This is a genomic window from Verminephrobacter eiseniae EF01-2, assembly GCF_000015565.1.
Classification (GTDB): domain Bacteria; phylum Pseudomonadota; class Gammaproteobacteria; order Burkholderiales; family Burkholderiaceae_C; genus Acidovorax; species Acidovorax eiseniae.
Window position 1 is genome coordinate 4833876 of record NC_008786.1, and the last position, 17788, is coordinate 4851663.

The 17788-nt window shown below is 66.1% G+C and carries 11 protein-coding genes and 2 pseudogenes; 6 read left to right on the top strand and 7 right to left on the bottom strand.

Annotated elements, in window-relative coordinates; genetic code table 11:
- Nucleotides 1-112 precede the first annotated feature (112 nt).
- The 4 genes from puuE (at nt 113) to VEIS_RS21245 (ending at nt 6134) form a co-directional block, all read left to right on the top strand.
- On the top strand, nt 113-1084 hold the full coding sequence (puuE, locus tag VEIS_RS21230) for an allantoinase PuuE (protein WP_011812076.1): 972 nt from the start codon (nt 113-115) through the stop codon (nt 1082-1084).
- Entirely contained in the window at nt 1084-2883 is a 1800-nt protein-coding gene (gene uraD / locus VEIS_RS21235) for a 2-oxo-4-hydroxy-4-carboxy-5-ureidoimidazoline decarboxylase (protein WP_011812077.1), read from the top strand. Before puuE ends, uraD begins: the two co-directional genes overlap by 1 nt.
- Nucleotides 2880-4121 (top strand): M20 family metallopeptidase, encoded by a 1242-nt coding sequence (locus tag VEIS_RS21240; protein ID WP_011812078.1) that lies wholly within the window; start codon nt 2880-2882, stop codon nt 4119-4121. Before uraD ends, VEIS_RS21240 begins: the two co-directional genes overlap by 4 nt.
- Before the next feature lie 216 nt (nt 4122-4337).
- Entirely contained in the window at nt 4338-6134 is a 1797-nt protein-coding gene (locus tag VEIS_RS21245; protein WP_011812079.1) for an NAD(P)/FAD-dependent oxidoreductase, read from the top strand.
- Between the two features lie 293 nt (nt 6135-6427).
- Here the strand turns inward: VEIS_RS21245 and VEIS_RS21250 are convergent, their stop codons facing one another.
- The 6 genes and pseudogenes from VEIS_RS21250 to VEIS_RS21275 form a co-directional block, all read right to left on the bottom strand.
- A complete protein-coding gene (locus tag VEIS_RS21250) occupies nt 6428-6715 on the bottom strand; it encodes a CCDC90 family protein (RefSeq protein ID WP_011812080.1) in 288 nt (95 codons plus the stop codon).
- 119 nt (nt 6716-6834) lie between these two features.
- Nucleotides 6835-7098, bottom strand: a complete 264-nt coding sequence (locus VEIS_RS21255; protein WP_232287771.1) for a DUF1640 domain-containing protein — start codon at nt 7096-7098, stop codon at nt 6835-6837.
- Between the two features lie 139 nt (nt 7099-7237).
- Nucleotides 7238-8057: pseudogene (locus VEIS_RS31745) on the bottom strand (flagellin); the annotation flags it as partial.
- A gap of 198 nt (nt 8058-8255) precedes the next feature.
- A pseudogene (locus VEIS_RS31385) lies at nt 8256-8424 on the bottom strand (diaminopimelate epimerase); the annotation flags it as partial.
- Nucleotides 8425-8438: 14 nt separating this feature from the next.
- A complete protein-coding gene (gene fliD / locus VEIS_RS21270) occupies nt 8439-9887 on the bottom strand; it encodes a flagellar filament capping protein FliD (RefSeq protein WP_011812084.1) in 1449 nt (482 codons plus the stop codon).
- Nucleotides 9888-9992: 105 nt separating this feature from the next.
- Nucleotides 9993-11498 carry a flagellin N-terminal helical domain-containing protein gene (locus VEIS_RS21275; protein ID WP_011812085.1) on the bottom strand — a complete coding sequence of 502 codons (1506 nt, stop codon included), beginning with the start codon at nt 11496-11498 and terminating at the stop codon, nt 9993-9995.
- A 260-nt stretch (nt 11499-11758) separates the two neighbouring features.
- Here VEIS_RS21275 and VEIS_RS21280 point away from each other — a divergent pair, with 260 nt between their 5' ends.
- Nucleotides 11759-13279, top strand: coding sequence for a flagellin N-terminal helical domain-containing protein (locus tag VEIS_RS21280; protein WP_011812086.1), 1521 nt, complete (start codon nt 11759-11761; stop codon nt 13277-13279).
- 84 nt (nt 13280-13363) lie between these two features.
- Complete coding sequence (locus tag VEIS_RS21285; protein WP_011812087.1) at nt 13364-15547, top strand: O-linked N-acetylglucosamine transferase, SPINDLY family protein; 2184 nt, start codon at nt 13364-13366, stop codon at nt 15545-15547.
- 183 nt (nt 15548-15730) lie between these two features.
- Here the strand turns inward: VEIS_RS21285 and VEIS_RS21290 are convergent, their stop codons facing one another.
- Nucleotides 15731-17737, bottom strand: a complete 2007-nt coding sequence (locus tag VEIS_RS21290; protein WP_232287772.1) for a sigma-54-dependent Fis family transcriptional regulator — start codon at nt 17735-17737, stop codon at nt 15731-15733.
- Nucleotides 17738-17788: the final 51 nt, after the last annotated feature.

A 17788-nucleotide genomic window follows, 5' to 3' on the forward strand; every position in this document is an offset into this window, starting at 1 on the left:
GTGGGGGCCGTGCGGATCGTCATATGCAGCGGAAAATTGTATACACTTTCGCGCCCCCCTGCCCCTGACCTGCGCGCCGCCAACCTGCGCCGGCCTGCGCCCACCGCTTGCCATGATCTACGACTGCACCCAAGCCTACCCCCGCGATCTGATCGGTTATGGCCCGCACCCGCCGCCGGCCCAATGGCCGGGCGGCGCCCGCATTGCCGTGCAGTTCGTGCTCAACTACGAGGAAGGCGGCGAAAACGCCGTGCTGCATGGCGATGCAGGCTCCGAGCAGTTCCTGTCGGAGATGTTCAACCCGGCCAGCTACGCCGGGCGGCATATGAGCATGGAAGGCATCTATGAATACGGCGCGCGCGCGGGCGTTTGGCGCATCCTGCGCGAGTTTGAAAAACGCGCCCTGCCGCTGACCGTGTTTGGCGTGGCCAGCGCATTGCAGCGCCACCCGGAACTGGCCCGGGCCATGGTCGAACTCGGTCACGAGATCGCCTGCCACGGCCTCAAGTGGATCCACTACCAGGATATCCCGCCAGAGGTCGAGCGCGCGCACATGGCCCAGGCCATGGCCATCATCAAGCGCCTGACCGGCACGCGCGCGCTGGGCTGGTACACCGGGCGCGACAGCCCCAACACCCACCGCCTGGTGGCCGACTATGGCGGCTTTGCCTACGACAGCGACTACTACGGCGATGACCTGCCGTTCTGGATGAAGCTCAGGCGCACCGACGGCAGCGCCGTGCACCAGCTCATCGTGCCGTACACCCTGGACTGCAACGACATGCGCTTTGCGCTGCCCCAGGGCTATGCGTATGCCGACCCGTTCTTCCAGTACCTGAAAGACAGCTTCGACACGCTGTACGCCGAAGGCGACCCGGCCGGCGCCAACGCCCCCAAGATGATGAGCGTAGGCATGCACTGCCGCCTGCTCGGCCGGCCCGGGCGCATCACCGCCTTGCAGCGCTTTCTCGACCACCTACAGCAGCACGACAAGGTCTGGGTGGCCCGGCGCATCGACATCGCGCGCCACTGGCAAGCGCTGCACCCCTGCCCCGACCCTGCCCAAGACAAGGGCCTGAAATGATGGCATTGACCCTGGAGCAATTGAACCGCGCCACCCCCGAGCAGGCCCTGCAGTGGCTCGACGGCCTGTACGAGCATTCGCCCTGGGTGCTCGGGCAGGCACTGTCCGAGCGCCCGTTTCTGTCGCTGGCGCACCTGCGCCACGCGCTGGCGCAGGTGGTGCGCAGGGCCGGCGCCGATGCGCAACGGGGCCTGATCCGCGCCCACCCCGAACTGGCCGGCCCGGCCATGCTGGCGCACAGCCTGAGCGCCGCATCGGCCCGCGAGCAAACGCAGGCCGGCCTGGCGCAGTGCAGCGCCGAGGAACTGGCCCGGCTGAGGCAGCTCGATGCCGACTACCAGGCCCGCTTCGGTTTTCCGTTCATCCTGGCGCTGCGCGGCCCGCGCGGCAGCGGCCTGACCCGGCAGCAAATCCTGGCCTGCTTTGCGCGGCGCCTGGACAACCCCCCGGACTTCGAGCATGCCGAGGCCCTGCGCCAGATCCACCGCATCGCCGAACTGCGCCTGAACGACAGGTTCGGCGCCCAGCCCCGGCTGGGCAATGACCTGTGGGACTGGCACGAACGGTTGGCCGCGCATTCCGATCCCGGCTTTGCCGAGCAGGGCCAGCTCACCGTCACCTACCTGACGGACGCGCACCGCGCCTGCGCCCGAACGCTGAGCGGCTGGATGCGCGCCTGCGGCTTCGACGAGGTGCACATCGATGCCGTGGGCAACGTGGTCGGCCGCTACCACGCCAGCGACCCGCACGCCCGGGCCTTGCTGACCGGCAGCCACTACGACACCGTGCGCAATGGCGGCAAGTACGACGGCCGCCTGGGCATCCTGGTGCCGATGGTCTGTGTGCGCGAATTGCAGCGCGCCGGCCGGCGCCTGCCCTTCGGCATCGAAGTGGTGGCGTTCGCCGAAGAGGAGGGCCAGCGCTACCAGACCGCCTTTCTCGGCTCGGGCGCGCTGATCGGGCAGTTCGATCCGGCATGGCTGGCGCAGCAGGACGCCGACGGCATCACGCTGCGCAGCGCCATGCAGCAGGCGGGCCTGTGCGTCGCCGACATCGCCCGCTTGCAGCGCGACCCGGCCCGCTACCTGGGCTTTGTCGAAGTGCATATCGAGCAAGGCCCGGTGCTGGGCGCGCTCGACCTGCCGCTGGGCGTGGTCAGTTCGATCAATGGCGGCCTGCGCTTGAGCGGCGAAATACAGGGCCTGGCCAGCCACGCCGGCACCACCCCGATGGGACGCCGCCGCGACGCCGCGCTGGCGGTGGCCGAACTGGCGCTGTACGTCGAGCAGCGCGCCGCGCAGGACGGCGACTCGGTGGGCACCATCGGCCTGCTGGAAGTGCCGGGCGGCTCGGTGAATGTGGTGCCGGGGCGTTGCCGGTTCAGTCTGGACCTGCGCGCGCCGGTCGATGCACAGCGCGACGCGCTGGCGCGGGACGTGCTCGCGCAACTGGAGCGGATTGCCGCCAGGCGCGGGCTGCGCTACCAGTTGGCAGAAACGATGCGCGTCGCCGCCGCCCCCTGCGCGCCCGCTTGGCAGCGCCGTTGGGAACGCGCCGTGGCCCGGCTCGGCCTGCCGGTATGGCGCATGCCCAGTGGCGCCGGCCATGACGCAATGCAATTGCACGCCATCATGCCGCAGGCGATGCTGTTCGTGCGCGGCGAAAACGCCGGCATCAGCCACAACCCGCTCGAATCGACCACCAGCGACGACATGCAACTGGCCGCAGAGGCGTTCACCGAATTGCTGCACCAACTGGCCGAAGAGCAGGCCGAAGAACACACCGGAAAAGCCGTATGACGCCCGCCTGCCCCTACACCGCGCTCGATGCCTGGATCGAGCAGCATTTCGACGAACAAGTGCGCTTCTTGCAAGCGCTGGTGCGCGTGCCCACCGACACCCCCCCCGGCGACAACGCGCCCCATGCCGAGCGCACGGCCGAACTATTGCAGGACTTTGGCTACGGCGCCGAAAAGCATGCCGTGCCCGCCGACCTGGTGCGCGCTTGCGGCATGGCATCGATCACCAACCTGATCGTGCGCCGCCACTACGGCCCGGCCGGCTCGGGGCGCACCATCGCGCTGAACGCCCATGGCGATGTGGTGCCGCCCGGCGAAGGCTGGACCCATGACCCCTATGGCGCCGACATCGTGCAGGGCCGGATGTACGGCCGCGCCACGGCCGTCAGCAAAAGCGATTTCGCCAGCTTCACCTTCGCCGTGCGCGCGCTCGAAGCCGTGGCCCGACCCCGGCGCGGCGCGGTGGAATTGCATTTCACCTACGACGAAGAGTTCGGCGGCGAACTCGGCCCGGGCTGGCTGCTCGACAACGGCCTGACCCGCCCCGACCTGGTCATCGCCGCCGGCTTTTCTTACGAACTGATCACCGCCCACAACGGCTGTCTGCAACTGGAGGTGACGGTGCACGGCAAGATGGCGCATGCGGCGGTGGCGCACACCGGCGTCGATGCGCTGCAAGGCGCGGTGCAGATACTGAACGCGCTGTACGCACAGAACCGGCAGTACCAGCAGATCTGCTCCCGGGTGCCGGGCATCACGCACCCGTATCTGAACGTGGGGCGCATCGAAGGCGGCATCAACACCAATGTGGTGCCCGGCAAAATCAGCTTCAAACTCGACCGCCGCATGATCCCCGAAGAAAACCCGGTCGAGGTCGAAGCCCAACTGCGCAGCGTGATCGAACAGGCCGCCAGCGCGCAGGCAGGCATCTCGGTCGACATCCAACGCCTGCTGCTGGCCCGCGCGATGATGCCGCTGGCGGGCAACCAGCCGCTGGTCGAGGCCATCCAGAAGCACGGCCAGGCGGTGCTTGGCGTGCCCATCGCCACCCGGGGCACACCGCTGTATACCGATGCGCGCCTGTACGCAGAGCGCGGCATTCCGGGCGTGATCTATGGCGCCGGCCCGCGCACCGTGCTCGAATCGCACGCCAAGCGCGCCGATGAGCGCCTGGAACTGCAAGACCTGCGCCGCGCCACCCAGGTGATTGCCCGCAGCTTGCATGACTTGCTGATGTGACTTGCTGATGTGACCTGGCTGATGTGGGTGCCGGCCCGGGGGGGAGGTGCGCGGGACGCAAAGACCCTCTTTTTTGCGGGTCTCTGGTGCGGGAAAGCACGCGGGTGCCTGCCCGCTTCATCGTGATACAAAAAGAGTTCCGGTCAGCGGACATGAACCCATGTCCACCGCTGTGTCGGGCCATCACGATCCACCCCCCATTGAAGAGGCATACCCATGATCGATCTGTCACCGACACAGCAAGTGAGCCACTGGCTCACAGCCTTTGAGCAGGCGCTGGCAAAAGGCGATGTCGCCCAAGCCGCCGCCATGTTCGACGCCGACAGCTACTGGCGCGATCTGGTCGCATTCACCTGGAACATCAAGACCTGCGAAGGCCAGGCCGCCATCGCCGACATGCTCGGCACCGTGCTCGCCGGCGTGCAGCCGTCGAACTGGCGCCTGGAGGGCGAAGCCAGCCAGGCCAATGGCCTGACCGAAGCCTGGTTCACTTTCGAGACCGCCACCGCCCGGGGCCTGGGCCAGTTGCGGCTCAAGGGCGACAAATGCTGGACCCTGCTGACCACCATGGCCGAGCTCAAAGACTTCCCGGAGCGCAAAGGGCCGGCGCGGGCGCTGGGCACCGTCCATGGCGTCGTGCGCGGGCGCAAAAACTGGCTCGACCACAAAACCGAGGAAGAAGCCACCCTGGGCTACAGCCGGCAGCCCTACTGCCTGATCATCGGCGGCGGCCAATGCGGCATTGCGCTGGCCGCCCGGTTGCGCCGCCTCGATGTCCCGACCATCGTCATCGAAAGGCAGGCCCGCGCCGGCGATTCCTGGCGCAACCGCTACAAGTCGCTGTGCCTGCATGACCCGGTCTGGTACGACCATCTGCCCTACCTGCCCTTCCCCGACGACTGGCCGGTGTTTGCGCCCAAGGACAAGATCGGCGACTGGCTGGAGATGTACACCAAGGTCATGGAGATCAATTACTGGGCCTCGACCGAATGCAAAAGCGCGCAGTACGACGAGGCCGCAGGGCAATGGACCGTCAACGTCGAACGCGCAGGCCAGCCGGTCACGCTGCGGCCCACGCAACTGGTGCTGGCCACCGGCATCGCCTCGTTTCCGAACCTGGTCCGCTTCCCGGGCGCCGAGCGCTTCAAGGGCGTGCAGCACCACTCCAGCCGCCATCCCGGCGGCGATGGCTATGCCGGCAAGGACTGCATCGTCATCGGCTCCAACAACTCGGCCCATGACATCAGCGCCGACCTGTGGGAGCATGGCGCCAACGTCACCATGGTGCAGCGCTCCTCGACCCTGGTCGCCAAATCCGAAACACTGATGGAACTGGGCCTGGGCGACCTGTACTCCGAGCGCGCGCTCAGCAACGGCATCAGCACCGACAAGGCCGACCTGATTTTTGCCTCGCTGCCCTACAAAGTCCTGCCGGCCCTGCAAGTGCCGGTCTATCAGGAGATGGCGCGGCGCGATGCCGACCTGTACGAACGGCTGAAAAAGGTCGGCTTCAAGCTCGACTTCGGCGAGGACGACTCCGGCGTGTTCATGAAAGCCGTGCGCCGTGGCGGCGGCTACTACATCGATGTCGGCGCCTCGGAGTTGGTCGCCACAGGCAAGATCAAATTGAAAAGCGGCGTCACCGTCAAAGAAATCAAGGAGCATTCGGTGCTCTTTAGCGACGGCACCGAGTTGCCGGCCGATCTGATCGTCTATGCCACGGGCTACGGCTCGATGGATGGCTGGATCGCCCAGTTGATCTCGCAGCAAGTGGCCGACAAGGTCGGACTGTGCTGGGGCCTGGGCTCGGGCACCACCAAAGACCCCGGCCCCTGGGAAGGCGAACTGCGCAACATGTGGAAGCCGACCCGGCAACCCGGCCTGTGGCTGCATGGCGGCAACCTGCACCTGTCGCGCCACTATTCACAATTCCTGGCGTTGCAGCTCAAGGCCCGCATGGAAAACCTGCCGACGCCGGTCTATGGCATGAGTCCGGTGCCGCAGACCGCTTGAGCCAGCGCCCGCCAACCGCCCGGAGTGCGCGCCCCCCGGGCGGTTGGTTCCACATGAAGTGGCCAAACGAGGCCGCCGGCATCGGCGGCAATGCGCGCCAAGCGCAGTTTGCCGCCATTGGTTGGTGCGGCTCGGCGCGTCTCGTTAGACATAGCCTGCGGCCTCATTCTTCTCATTCCATTTCCCAATCGTTCGGGAACGCGAAGGCGGAGCGCAGGCAGTACCGATGCACGGCAAGCGACGCCGACAAAGGGCACGGATGGTTCAGGAATGGAATCATTGCCAGAAAAAGCTCAGGCTGCCCATTTCGATAGCGCCATGAATGCGCCCAAGGCGACGACGACGATGGTGCCCAGTTTGATGCTCAGGCGCAGCTCCATTTCTTCAAATCTGGCTGTCATTTTTTCAAACCTGGTTTCCATTTCCTTGCGCAAGTCATCGATGTCGCGCTTGGTTGCCACGTCTACGAATTCATGCGCATCGCGCACGGCCGCCGAGAAAGCCTCGGCCTGTGGCGCAGGAACGCCGGCAACTTCCAGGGTTTTGACGAATTTCAAGGTGTCGAATGGGATATTTGCCATATCCTATTCTCCTGCTGGCGCCATTTCAGCACCCGGTATGAAGGCTGAAACGGCTCCGTGGGGATATCGAGCGCGTTGTCATGTACTGTCTGCGTTCCGCCTTCGCTTTCACGAATGATTCAAAAATGGAATTTCGATAGCGCCGTGAATGCACCCAAGGCGACTACGACGATGGTGCCCAGTTTGATGGTCAGGCGCAGCTCCATTTCTTCAAATCTGGCTGCCATTTTTTCAAACCTGGCTTCCATTTCCTTGCGCAAATCATCGATATCGCGCTTGGTTGCCACGTCTGAGAATTCATGCGAATCGCGCACGGCCGCCGAGAAAGCCTCGGCCTGTGGCGCAGGAACGCCGGCAGCCTCCAGGGTTTTGACGAATTTCAAGGTATCGAATGGGATACTTGCCATGTCCAATCCTCCTGCTGGAGCCATCTTAGCACCCGGTATGAAGGCTGAAACGGCTCCATGGGGATATCGAGCGCGTTGTCATGGCCCGCCCGATCGGGCTTTGCGGCCTGACGATTCAGCGCAGCAGGGCCAGAACGCCTTGGTGCAACTGGTTCGCCTGGGCCACCATCGCGGCGCCGGCCTGTTGCAGGATTTGGCTGCGCGCCAGATTCGCAGTTTCGGCGGCAAAGTCGGTATCGAGGATGCGCGAGCGCGATGCCGACAGGTTTTCCGAGATCACCTGCAAGTTGTCGATCAAAGTTTTCAAAGCGCGACTGCAACGCGCCGAGCGTGGCCCGCTGGTTGTTGATAAAGGCCAGCCCGGCATCCACGGTTTTCAGTGCCTCGGTCGCTTTTTTGAAAGTCGTTACCTCCAGACCGGCAACTTCTTGCAGGGAGGAGGCTGAGTCGGCGGAAGCCGTGGCGTCGGAAGCGTTCGTGGTGGTGACGACAGTGGAGAAGGACTTGTCGGCATCGAGCACCACGCAACCACTGACGCTCGCATTGCCGACAGCATCGATGCTGACGCCAGAAATAATGGTCAAAACGGCTGCGTTGCCAACGAACGGGCCATCGGCTTGCAGAATGGCCTACCCCAGCGCTGCCCCCGATGGAGCATTGTCCGAGCGCAGTTGAAAGGTGTAGGCCCCGGCCACTGTGAACTGCAGTTGCACTTCGGTGCGCGCCGAGGCCGTGACGCCGGTATTGGCGCTTTCCCGATGGATCAGGTCGGCCATCGCATGGGCCGTGCTCCCGCGGCCGATGGTGAAATTGCCCGTGCCCAGTGCGCCGTTGACAGTCGATATGCCAGCGGTCACGCCATTGCTCCCCCAGCCGGCAGCGTTCGCCGCAGCGCCGGAACCATTGGCCGCAGTATTTTGATAGTTGCCATACATGCCCCCCCAGGCCGCGCACTGAAAAACACGGCCGTTGGGCAACGATGGGGGGGTTCGGTGGGTTCGCGGGCCATCCCGCTGTCCCACTCTCCTGCTCTTGCGCCATTGCTCTGTCCCAGTCCCTCTCTCGCGCTATTTGTTTGCCCACTCGCCCGAACCGTGACCTGTCTTGGCACCGTCGATCGCGCCAGCGCTGCCTAGCGTCGCGTCACCGATCATCTGTCGGTCTGCGCTGGCCATCGAAGCGCATCGCGGCGTTGCATCGCTTGCCAATACAGCTCGGTATGGGCTGCGCGATGCGCCTTGCGCTGCGCTCCGATGGCTGCGCGCAGCCTACGACATCTGATCGGTGACGCGGCACTAGCAGTGCGCCGGCCGGCCTCAACGGGGCGGCGGCTTGTTCCAGATGGCAACCTGTTGCGAGATATAGGCGTTCAAGCCATTCAGGCTGCTCAGTTGGGTGTCGAGCGCGTTGTAGCGCTGCGTGATCCGTTGCTCGAAGGCGTCCGCCGCCGCGTTCACCTGCGCCTGGTCCCGGCTGTTGCGCGCCAGGCTTTGCTGTAGCGTGTCGTACTTGGACTGGAAGAAGCCGGTGCCCGACAGCAGCGCGCTGGTCAGCGCCTTCATCTGCACGGCAATGCCGTTGGCCGAACCGCCGCCGGTGCTGCTCAGCAGGTTTTTCACATCGCCCGGTCTTTCGGCCAGCGCCCGGTTCAGCCGGCCGGTATCGACGCTCAGGCCGCCGCCGAGCTGCTGCGTGATGCCGACATCGGCCAGGCGCTGGAACGCGCCGCCGCTGGTGCTGACCGATCGCAGCACACGGAGCAGCGAGTTTTGCAGCGCCAGCGCCGTCGCATCGCCCTGCAGCAAGCCGGCCGTCCGGGTCTTGGCGTCGTACTTGGTGGCGTCTTGCAGCAGATCGTTGATCGCGTTGTAGGCTTTGACGAAGTCGCCGATACGCGCCACGGTGGCCGAATCGTCCTTGCTGACGGAGATTTCCACCGGGGCCTGGGTCACTTGCAGGGCCTGAAAGCCCACGCCGGAGACGGTGCTGGCAAAGGTATTGCTCGCCGATGTCACCGCAATGCCGTTGACCGTGGCCTGCGCATCGGCCGCCGCCTGTGTCACCGTGCTGCTGTCCGTCGCCAGGCTCGACAGGTCGAGCGCCGCCGTATCGGCCGCAGCGCCGTCGGCGCCGCCGGAGGCCGCGCCCTGCGGCAGCACGCTCAGGCGAAAGCCCGCTGCCTGGCCGGTGTTCTGGCTGCGCAGCAGCAGGCGCTCGCCCGAGGGGTCGGACAAAACGGCGGCGCTCACTGCGGCGCCGGCGCCATTGATCTTGCTGGCGACATCGACGAGCTTGTCGCCGGCGCTGATGCGGATGTCCACGGGCTGGCCGCTGGCCGGGATGAAGGAATGGGGGGCCACGCTCCATTGGCCCAGTTCCAGGCGCAATGTGCCGGCGCGCAGCGCAGCGCCGACCGGCAGCAGCGTCCCGGAGGCCGTGGCCTGCGCCTTGGCCAGGCTTTGCACCTCGACGTCGAAGCGGGTCGGCAAGGTGCCGCCCGGCGCCGTGGCCGAGACATATTTGCTGTCCGACGATGCGGTGCTGACGCTGTTCCAGCCCGTGACGCTGGCCAATGCGCGGGTGCTGTCGTCGAGCGTGGCGACCAGCGATTTGAGCTGGCCAAACGCAGAGATTTTGGTATTGACCGTGGTCGCTTGCTGCTTGAGCGCATCCAGCGGCTTTCTTTCCAGCGCCACCAACTGGGAGATGATGTTCTTGACATCCAGGCCGCTGCTGCCGATGCCGGGCGATGAAATGGTGGCCATACCCAACCTCCAGGTTCGACGGGCATTGTGGCGTCCGATGGCGCTGAGCAAACGGCGCCGGCAGGCCGGAAAACCCGTCTCATCGGGCTTTGCCGGCCCCGGGATTCAGCGCAGCAGGGCCAGAACGCTTTGGGGCAACTGGTTCGCCTGGGCCACCATCGCGGTGCCGGCCTGTTGCAGGATTTGGGCGCGCGACAGGTTGGCGGTTTCGGCGGCGAAGTCGGCGTCGAGGATGCGCGAGCGCGATGCCGACAGGTTTTCCGAGGTCACCTGCAGGTTGTCGATCGAGGTTTCAAAGCGCGACTGCAACGCGCCGAGCTTGGCCCGCTGGCTGTTGATGAAAGCCAGCCCGGCATCCACGGTTTTCAGGGCCTCGGTCGCTTTTTTGAAAGTCGTCACATCCAGACCGGCAACTTCTCGCAGAGAGGAGGCCGGGGCGGCAGTCGTGTTGAAAGCGTTCGTGGTGGTGGCGGTAGTGGAGAAGGACTTGTCGGAATCGAGCACCACGTAACCACTGACGGTCGCACTTTGGGCCGCAGTGTCGGTGGTTATGGTTGCTGCGGCGCCAACGGCCGATCCATCGGCTTGCAGTTTCTGGACAGTGATCACGCCTACATTGGTTGCGTCAGTCTCGGCTCTATACAGACCAATGTCCTGTCCTGTGGCATTGGTCAAGACCACTCGATTGTTGGACGCATTCAGCGCGGCGGTGACCCCGGTTTTCGAGGTCTGCTCATTGATCGCCGACACCGCATTCGACAAGCCGTCGGCGGTCGCGGTATTCGCCACCGAGAAAGAAATGGCCTGCCCCAGCGCTGCCCCCGACGGGGTATTGTCCGAGCGCAGTTGAAGGGTGTAGGCCCCGACCGCTCCGAACCCCAGTTCCACCTCGGTGCGCGCCGAGGCCGTGACGCCGGTATTGGCGGTCTGCAGATTGATCATGTCGGTGGTGGCCTTGGCCGTGGCGTTGTCAGTGACGACGATGTTGGCCGAACCCAGTGCGCCGTTGATGGCCAATGTGCCAGTGGTCACGCCATTGGTCCCCCAAGCGGCAGTGGCCGCAGAAACTCCGGCACCATTGGACGACGTATTTTGGTTGTTGCCATACCTGCTGGTGCGCAGATTGGCCGTGGCCGCGACAATGGTCTGGTTGGCATTGGCGCCCACCTGGAACGGCTGTGTGCCAAAGCTGCCATCGATCAGCTTGGCGCCATTGAATTCGGTGGTTTGCGCAATGCGATCGAGCTCGCTGACCAGTTGGCTGACCTCGGCTTGCAGCGCCTGGCGGTCGCTCGAGCTGTTGGTTGCGTTGGCCGACTGCACGGCCAGTTCGCGCACCCGTTGCAGGATGTCCCCCGAGGACTTGAGCGCGCCTTCGGTGGTTTGCGCCAGCGAGATGCCGTCGTTGGCGTTGCGCACCGCCTGGTTCAGGCCGCGAATCTGGCTGCTGAAGCGCTCGGAAATCGCCAGCCCCGCCGCATCGTCCTTGGCGCTGTTGATGCGCAGGCCCGAGGACAGCCGCTGTATCGAGGTGTTCAGCGACGACTGGCTCAGGCCCAGGTTGCGCTGTGCGGTCAGCGATGCAATGTTGGTGTTGATGATCGATGCCATGGCGAATCTCCTGCAAAAAAGCGGCCTGTCGGATGGCGGATGGCCTGCGCCTTCCGTTGCCGATGTTTTCGACCCCGGCCCGGGAAACTTGAGGGACTTCGGGACCGATGGCCGGCGCTGCGGCGCTGCGGCGCAGTAGCGTAGCCGCCCGGCGGCAAGCCGCAAACAGCGCGGTCTTGGTGCGGTTCATTGCGCCAACGCAGCCAGGCGGCACTGCCGACAATGCCCGTCACCCCTGTCCGGCTCAAGGAGCATCTGCCATGGCTGCCACGATCAACACCAATATTGCGTCGCTGACCGCACAGCGCAATCTGGGCCTGAGCCAGTCGTCGCTGAACACCTCGATACAGCGCCTGTCCTCGGGCCTGCGCATCAACAGCGCCAAGGACGATGCGGCGGGGCTGGCGATTTCCGAGCGCTTTACGAGCCAGATTCGCGGCCTGGACCAGGCGGCGCGCAACGCCAATGACGGCATCTCGCTGGCCCAGGTCACCGAAGGGGCGATGAAGTCGGCCAGCGACATCTTGCAGCGGGTGCGCGAGTTGGCGGTGCAGTCGGCCAATGCGTCCAACAGCCCCGGCGACCGCCAGGCGCTGAACCAGGAAGTGGGCCAGTTGGTCAGCGAGCTCGATCGCATTGCGCAAACCACTGAATTCAACGGCGCCAAATTGCTCGACGGCAGCTTTGGCACGCAGCAGTTCCAGGTGGGCGCCAATGCCAACCAGACCATCGTCGCGGCCACGGCCAATCTGCGCACCGGCGTGTATGGCAACAACCAAAACACGGCGGCCAATGGCGCCGGCGCCGATGCCAACATGGGCGCCGATGCCGCCTGGGGGAGCAACGGTGTCGGCACCGGGGCATTGGCCATCAGCGGCGCGCTCGGCTCGGCCAGCATCGGCATCGAGGCGAACCACACGGCCAAGGCCATGGCCGACGCCATCAACCTGAAAACCGCCGATACCGGCGTCACGGCCTCGGCGCGCACCGAGGTGCAGTTGTCCTTTTCTGCGCCCGGCGCTTACACCTTCCAGTTGCGCAGCGAAAACCGCCCGAACCCGCCCGCGCTCGGGCAGCCGATGGCGTTCCATGTGACGGCGACCGGTACGATCGACGGCTTGTCGAACGCGATTGCCGCGATCAATGAGCAATCGGCCAAGACCGGGGTCACCGCCGCGCTGAACCCGGGCGCCACCGGCATCGTGCTGACCAACACCACGGGGCAGGACATCGGCCTGTACAAAAGCGCCAGTGACAGCGGCAATGCGGGCACGATCACTGTCCAAAAGCAAAACGCCGATGGCCTGCCCGCAGGCAGCGCGGGCGCCTTGGCGGCCGCCGCCGGCGTTGGCAATGCCACCGTCAGCGGGTATGTGGTGCTCGATGCGAACAAGCCCTTTTCCACGACCGTCACCACCACGAACGCTTTCAACACCACGGCTCCCGCCGACTCCGCCTCCTCGCTGCAAGAAGTGGCCGGCCTGGATGTGACGACATTCAAAAATGCGACCGAGGCCCTCAAGACCGTGGACTCTGCGCTGTCGTTCATCAATGGCGAGCGCGCCAAGCTCGGCGCGTTGCAGTCGCGCTTCGAGAGCACCATCGCCTCGCTGAACATCACCTCGGAAAACCTGTCGGCATCGCGCTCGCGCATCCTCGACGCCGACTTCGCCACCGAGACGGCGAACCTGTCGCGCGCCCAAATCCTGCAACAGGCCGGCACCGCGATGGTGGCCCAGGCGAACCAGATTCCGCAAGGCGTGCTCAAGCTGTTGCAGTAGCCGTGCCCCGAGCCGTGCCCCGCACAGTACCCCGTACAACGCCCCGTACAACGCCCCGAACGGCGGCCCGGCCAAGGACGCAGCGTGCAAGACAGCCACCCGGCCCCCGGCGCCACGGTCGATGGCCGGTTCCAGCACGCGCTGCAAAGCGCCGATTGGCCCTTGCTGGCGCGCCTGTGCCAGCGGGCGTTGCGCAAAAACCCGCGTGACCTGCCGGCCACGCGGCTGCTCGGCCATGCGCTGGAACGCCTGGGCAAGACTGCCGCGTGCGGGCAGGTCTACCGCCGCGGCGCGCTGCTGTGGCCCAACGATGCCGAGCTGCTGATCAACTACGCCAGCATGTTGCTCAAGCATGCGCACACTGCGCAGGCGCTGCCGGTTCTGGAGCAGGTCTGCGCGCTGCGGCCTGACAAGGCGGTGTGCTGGCTCCAACTGTCGCAATGCTGCTATTTGCTGACGCTGCACGAAAGGGGTTTGCAAGCGGCCGAACGAGCCGCTGCGCTGGCCACGGAGCCGGGCGAAAAATCGGCCGCGCTGACCCAGAAAGCAATCCATGGCCGCGAGCTGGGGCAGGTCCGGCAGGCGGTGCAGGACTGTCTGCAAGCCATTGCGCTGACGCCCGGGGATCTGTCGAACCACACCAACCGGCTGCTGTTCATGCTGGCCGACCCGCAGGCCGACGCCGCCAGCCTGGCGCAGGCCGCGCGCGACTATGCGGCGGTCGTCGAGCCGCCGCTGAAACCGCACTGGCCCGGCTTTGCCGAGCACCAAGGCGCGCCATGGCGCCGGCTGCGCGTCGGGTTTTTGTCGCCTGATTTCCGCACGCACTCGGTGATGTACTTCGTCGAGGGCTTGCTGGCGCAGTTGGACCGGCGCCAGTTCGAGGTCTTTGCCTTTTATCTGTTCCCGCGCGACGACCCGGTGACCGAACGGGTGCGGCGCCATGCCGATCGCTTCGTGCGCCTGGCGGGGCTGGGCGCCGAGCAGCAGGCGCAGGCGATTCGGGCGCAGCGCATCGACATCCTGATCGACCTGGCCGGGCACACCGGCTACAACGGCTTGCAGGCCATGGCCCACAAGGCGGCTCCGGTGCAGGTGTCGTGGCTCGGGTTTCCGGCGACGACCGGGCTGCAGGCCGTGGATTACAAGCTCAGCGACGAGATCACCGACCCGCCCGAGGCCCAGGCGCATTACACCGAGCAGTTGTACCGCCTGCCGACGCTGTTTGCCTGCTACCGCCCGATGAGCCGACACCCCCTTTGGCGCTACCAGCCGCGCTACCAGGTGCAGCCCACGCCGGCGCTGGACAAGGGCCACATCACCTTTGGCTGCTGCAACAACCTGGGCAAGCTCGGCGACGAAGTGCTGGCGCTGTGGGGCCAGTTGCTGCAAGCGCTGCCGGACGCGCGCCTGCTGATCGAGGGCAAGAACCTCGATGGCCCGGACTTCGCCGGCGCCTACCGCCAGCGCTGCCAGGGCCTGGGGCTGGACCCCGAGCGGCTGGAACTGGTGGCGCAGCAGGGCGACAACCAGTACCTGACCTACCACCGCATCGATATCGCGCTCGACCCCTTTCCGCTGGTCGGCGGCACGACCACGTTCGACGCGCTGTGGATGGGCCTGCCCGTGGTCTCGATGGTCGGCCAGAGCTTCAAGAGCCGCATGGGCCTGGGCCTGCTGAGCTATCTGGGGCGCACCGAATGGCTGGCCGCAACGCCCGCCGACTATCTGCGCATTGCCTGCGCGCTGGCCGCCGACAGGCAGGCGCTGAACCGCCTGCGCCTGGGATTGCGCGCCGAGGTCGAGCGCTCGGTGCTGATGCGCGAGGACCTCTTCAACCACCATTTCGGCGAGGGCCTGCGCGCGATGTGGCTGCTGTGGCTGGCCCGGGCCAAGCACCCGGATGACGCCCAGGCCCAGGCGCAGGCCCTGGACGATTGGCTGCCCGGCTTGCCCGACGCCTGGCGCCAGCCCCCCGCGCCGGGGGTGGGGCTGGGGCCGGGCCAGCGCATCAGCCTGGCGCAGGCGCACCAGCGCTTGCAGGCGCTGGTGGCCAAAGCCCGGGCCAGCACGGCGGCCATGCCCGCAGGCGCCACCATCACCGGCCGCCACTGGAAGGCGCTGACCCTGCTGGCCGAAACCGTGCTGAACGCGGTGCCGAATGACCCCGTGGCGCTGGCCTGCCTGGCCGAGGTGGAGCACGCCCATGGTCACAGCGAATTTGCCGTGACCTACCTGTGGCATGCGACGCAGGCGATGGGATCGTGAATCGCGGTATCGAGGGCCGCCCGGGATCGTCGGCACACAGGCCGGGCGCCCGCCCCTCGGGGATGGGGCGCGGTCATGCGCGTCAGCGAAGCCGTCACGGAGCACTGGCCGCAAGCTCTGACCGAAAGCACTGACCGAAAGCTCTTGCCGCAAGCACTGGCCGGAAAACCGCCCGTCCCGGCCTCATTCGCCCGTCGGTTTGGCGATGACCCCCGGTTGATAGAGTTCCAGCTTGCGATACAGCGTGCTGCGCGAGACCCCCAATGAACGGGCGGCCTGGGCGAGATTGCCGTGGGCGCCCTGCACTGCCCGGACGATGGCCAAACGTTCCGTTTCCTCCAGCCGGCCCGATGGCTCCTGCACCGGCGGCGCAACGGCTGCGGCCGTGCCCGTGAGCAGTTCGGCCGGCAGTTCATCGAGCGTGACCAGCTCTGCGCTGGATGTCAGCAGCAGATTTTCGATCACGTTGCGTATCTCCCTGACATTGCCGGGCCAGGAATAAGCGCGCAGCACCGCCATGATCTCGGCGCTCAGCCGTCGCTCGGGAACCGCGTGGCGCTGGGCCAGCCGCCGGTTGAAAAACGCGACGAGGAGATCGATGTCGATGTCCCGTTCGCGCAGCGGCGGAATCCGCATGCGCGTCACGCTGATGCGGTAATAGAGATCGCGCCGGAAATGGCCCGAGCCGACATCTTCGCGCAGATTGCGGTTGGTCATCGCCAGCAAGCGCACATCGACGCGCCGCGGCTGAGTGTCCCCCAGCCGGTAAACGATGCCCTCCTCCAGTGCGCGCAGCAGCACCGGCTGTAGTTCGAGCGGCATTTCACCGATTTCGTCCAGACACAGCGTGCCGCCGTGCGCCAGTTCGAAGCGGCCTGGACGGCCCTCGGCCGTCGCCCCGGTAAACGCGCCGCGCACATGGCCGAACAATTCGCTGGCGATCAGTTCTTTCGACGCGGCCCCGCAGTTGTATGCGACGAACGGCCCGCCGCCCCCTTCCTCGCCATGTATGGCGCGCGCGAACAGCTCTTTGCCGACCCCGGTTTCGCCCTCGATCAGAACCGGCACGCGCTTGCGCGCAAGCTGCCGGCCCCGGTTGATCGCGGCCAGTATCGCCGCACTTTGCCCCTGTATCTGCGCGAAGCCGCTGCGCTGCGGATCGGCCTCGTCGCTGCGCTCGGCGAGGCGGGCGTTGATGGGTCGTGAGCGCATGGGGACGACCAGCATGGCGCCGATCGTGCTGCCATCGACCACGACCGGGCTGAACCAATCGGCATGCAGGCCTTTGGGCAGGCGTTGCGCCCAGTCCTCGACAGCGGTGCCCTCATCCATGCCGGGCAAGCGCTCGCCAATGCCGACCGGCAATGGCACCCGGCTCGTGGTGTGCACGAGCCGCCCGGCCCGGTCGATCAGCACCATCCCGGTGGCATCGGACGACGACAGGCGCTGCAGGCAGAAGCTGAGCAGGCGCACATGCTCACGCGTGGCCTGCTCGGCCAGCACCATTTGAATCTGGTGCGCGGCGGTGACCGCCAAGGTGAGGTTGTTGATTTGATAGGTGGAAGGCGGCCCGGAAATGTCGAGCACGCCGAGAATCTTGCCGGTGCCGGGCTCGAAAATCGGCGCTGCGGCGCAACTCCACGATTTGATTCCTTCGCAGAAATGCTCCGCGCCGTGGATATAGGTGGGCTGGCCGGTGGCCAGCGTGGTGCCGATGCCGTTGGTGCCGGCCCGGTTTTCACGCCAGTCGCCGCCGGATGTCAAATGAATTTTTTCGCCCGCCGCCAGCGTGCGCAAGTCCCCCGCCGCCTTGAGAATCACGCCGTCCTGGTTGGTCAGCAGCAGGATCGACCGCGAATCCGCAAACAGATCTGCGGTCACGGAGAAAAGGCGATCGGATGCCGTCAGCAATTCCCGATGCCGCCAGCACAGCGCCGCGACCGCGTCGCCTTGGACCGCGACCGGTGCCGATTCCGCCGTGGGACTGACGCCGGATTGCAGACTGCGTTGCCAGGAGTCGATCAGGGCCGAAGGCGTGGACGTCAGCGGCTCGCCCGAGAGAAAACGCTCCCATGCGCGCATCGTGGCCCGGTCGGAATGACAGGCGTTCGCGCGCCGCGCCCTGGCCACGATACGGCCCATGATGGTCTGATTGCCAAGACCCGACATGGCATCGAACCGCTGTCTCATCATCATTCTCCTCGGGCCAGCCCGGAACCGGCGCTGCTGCCGGCTGCGGCG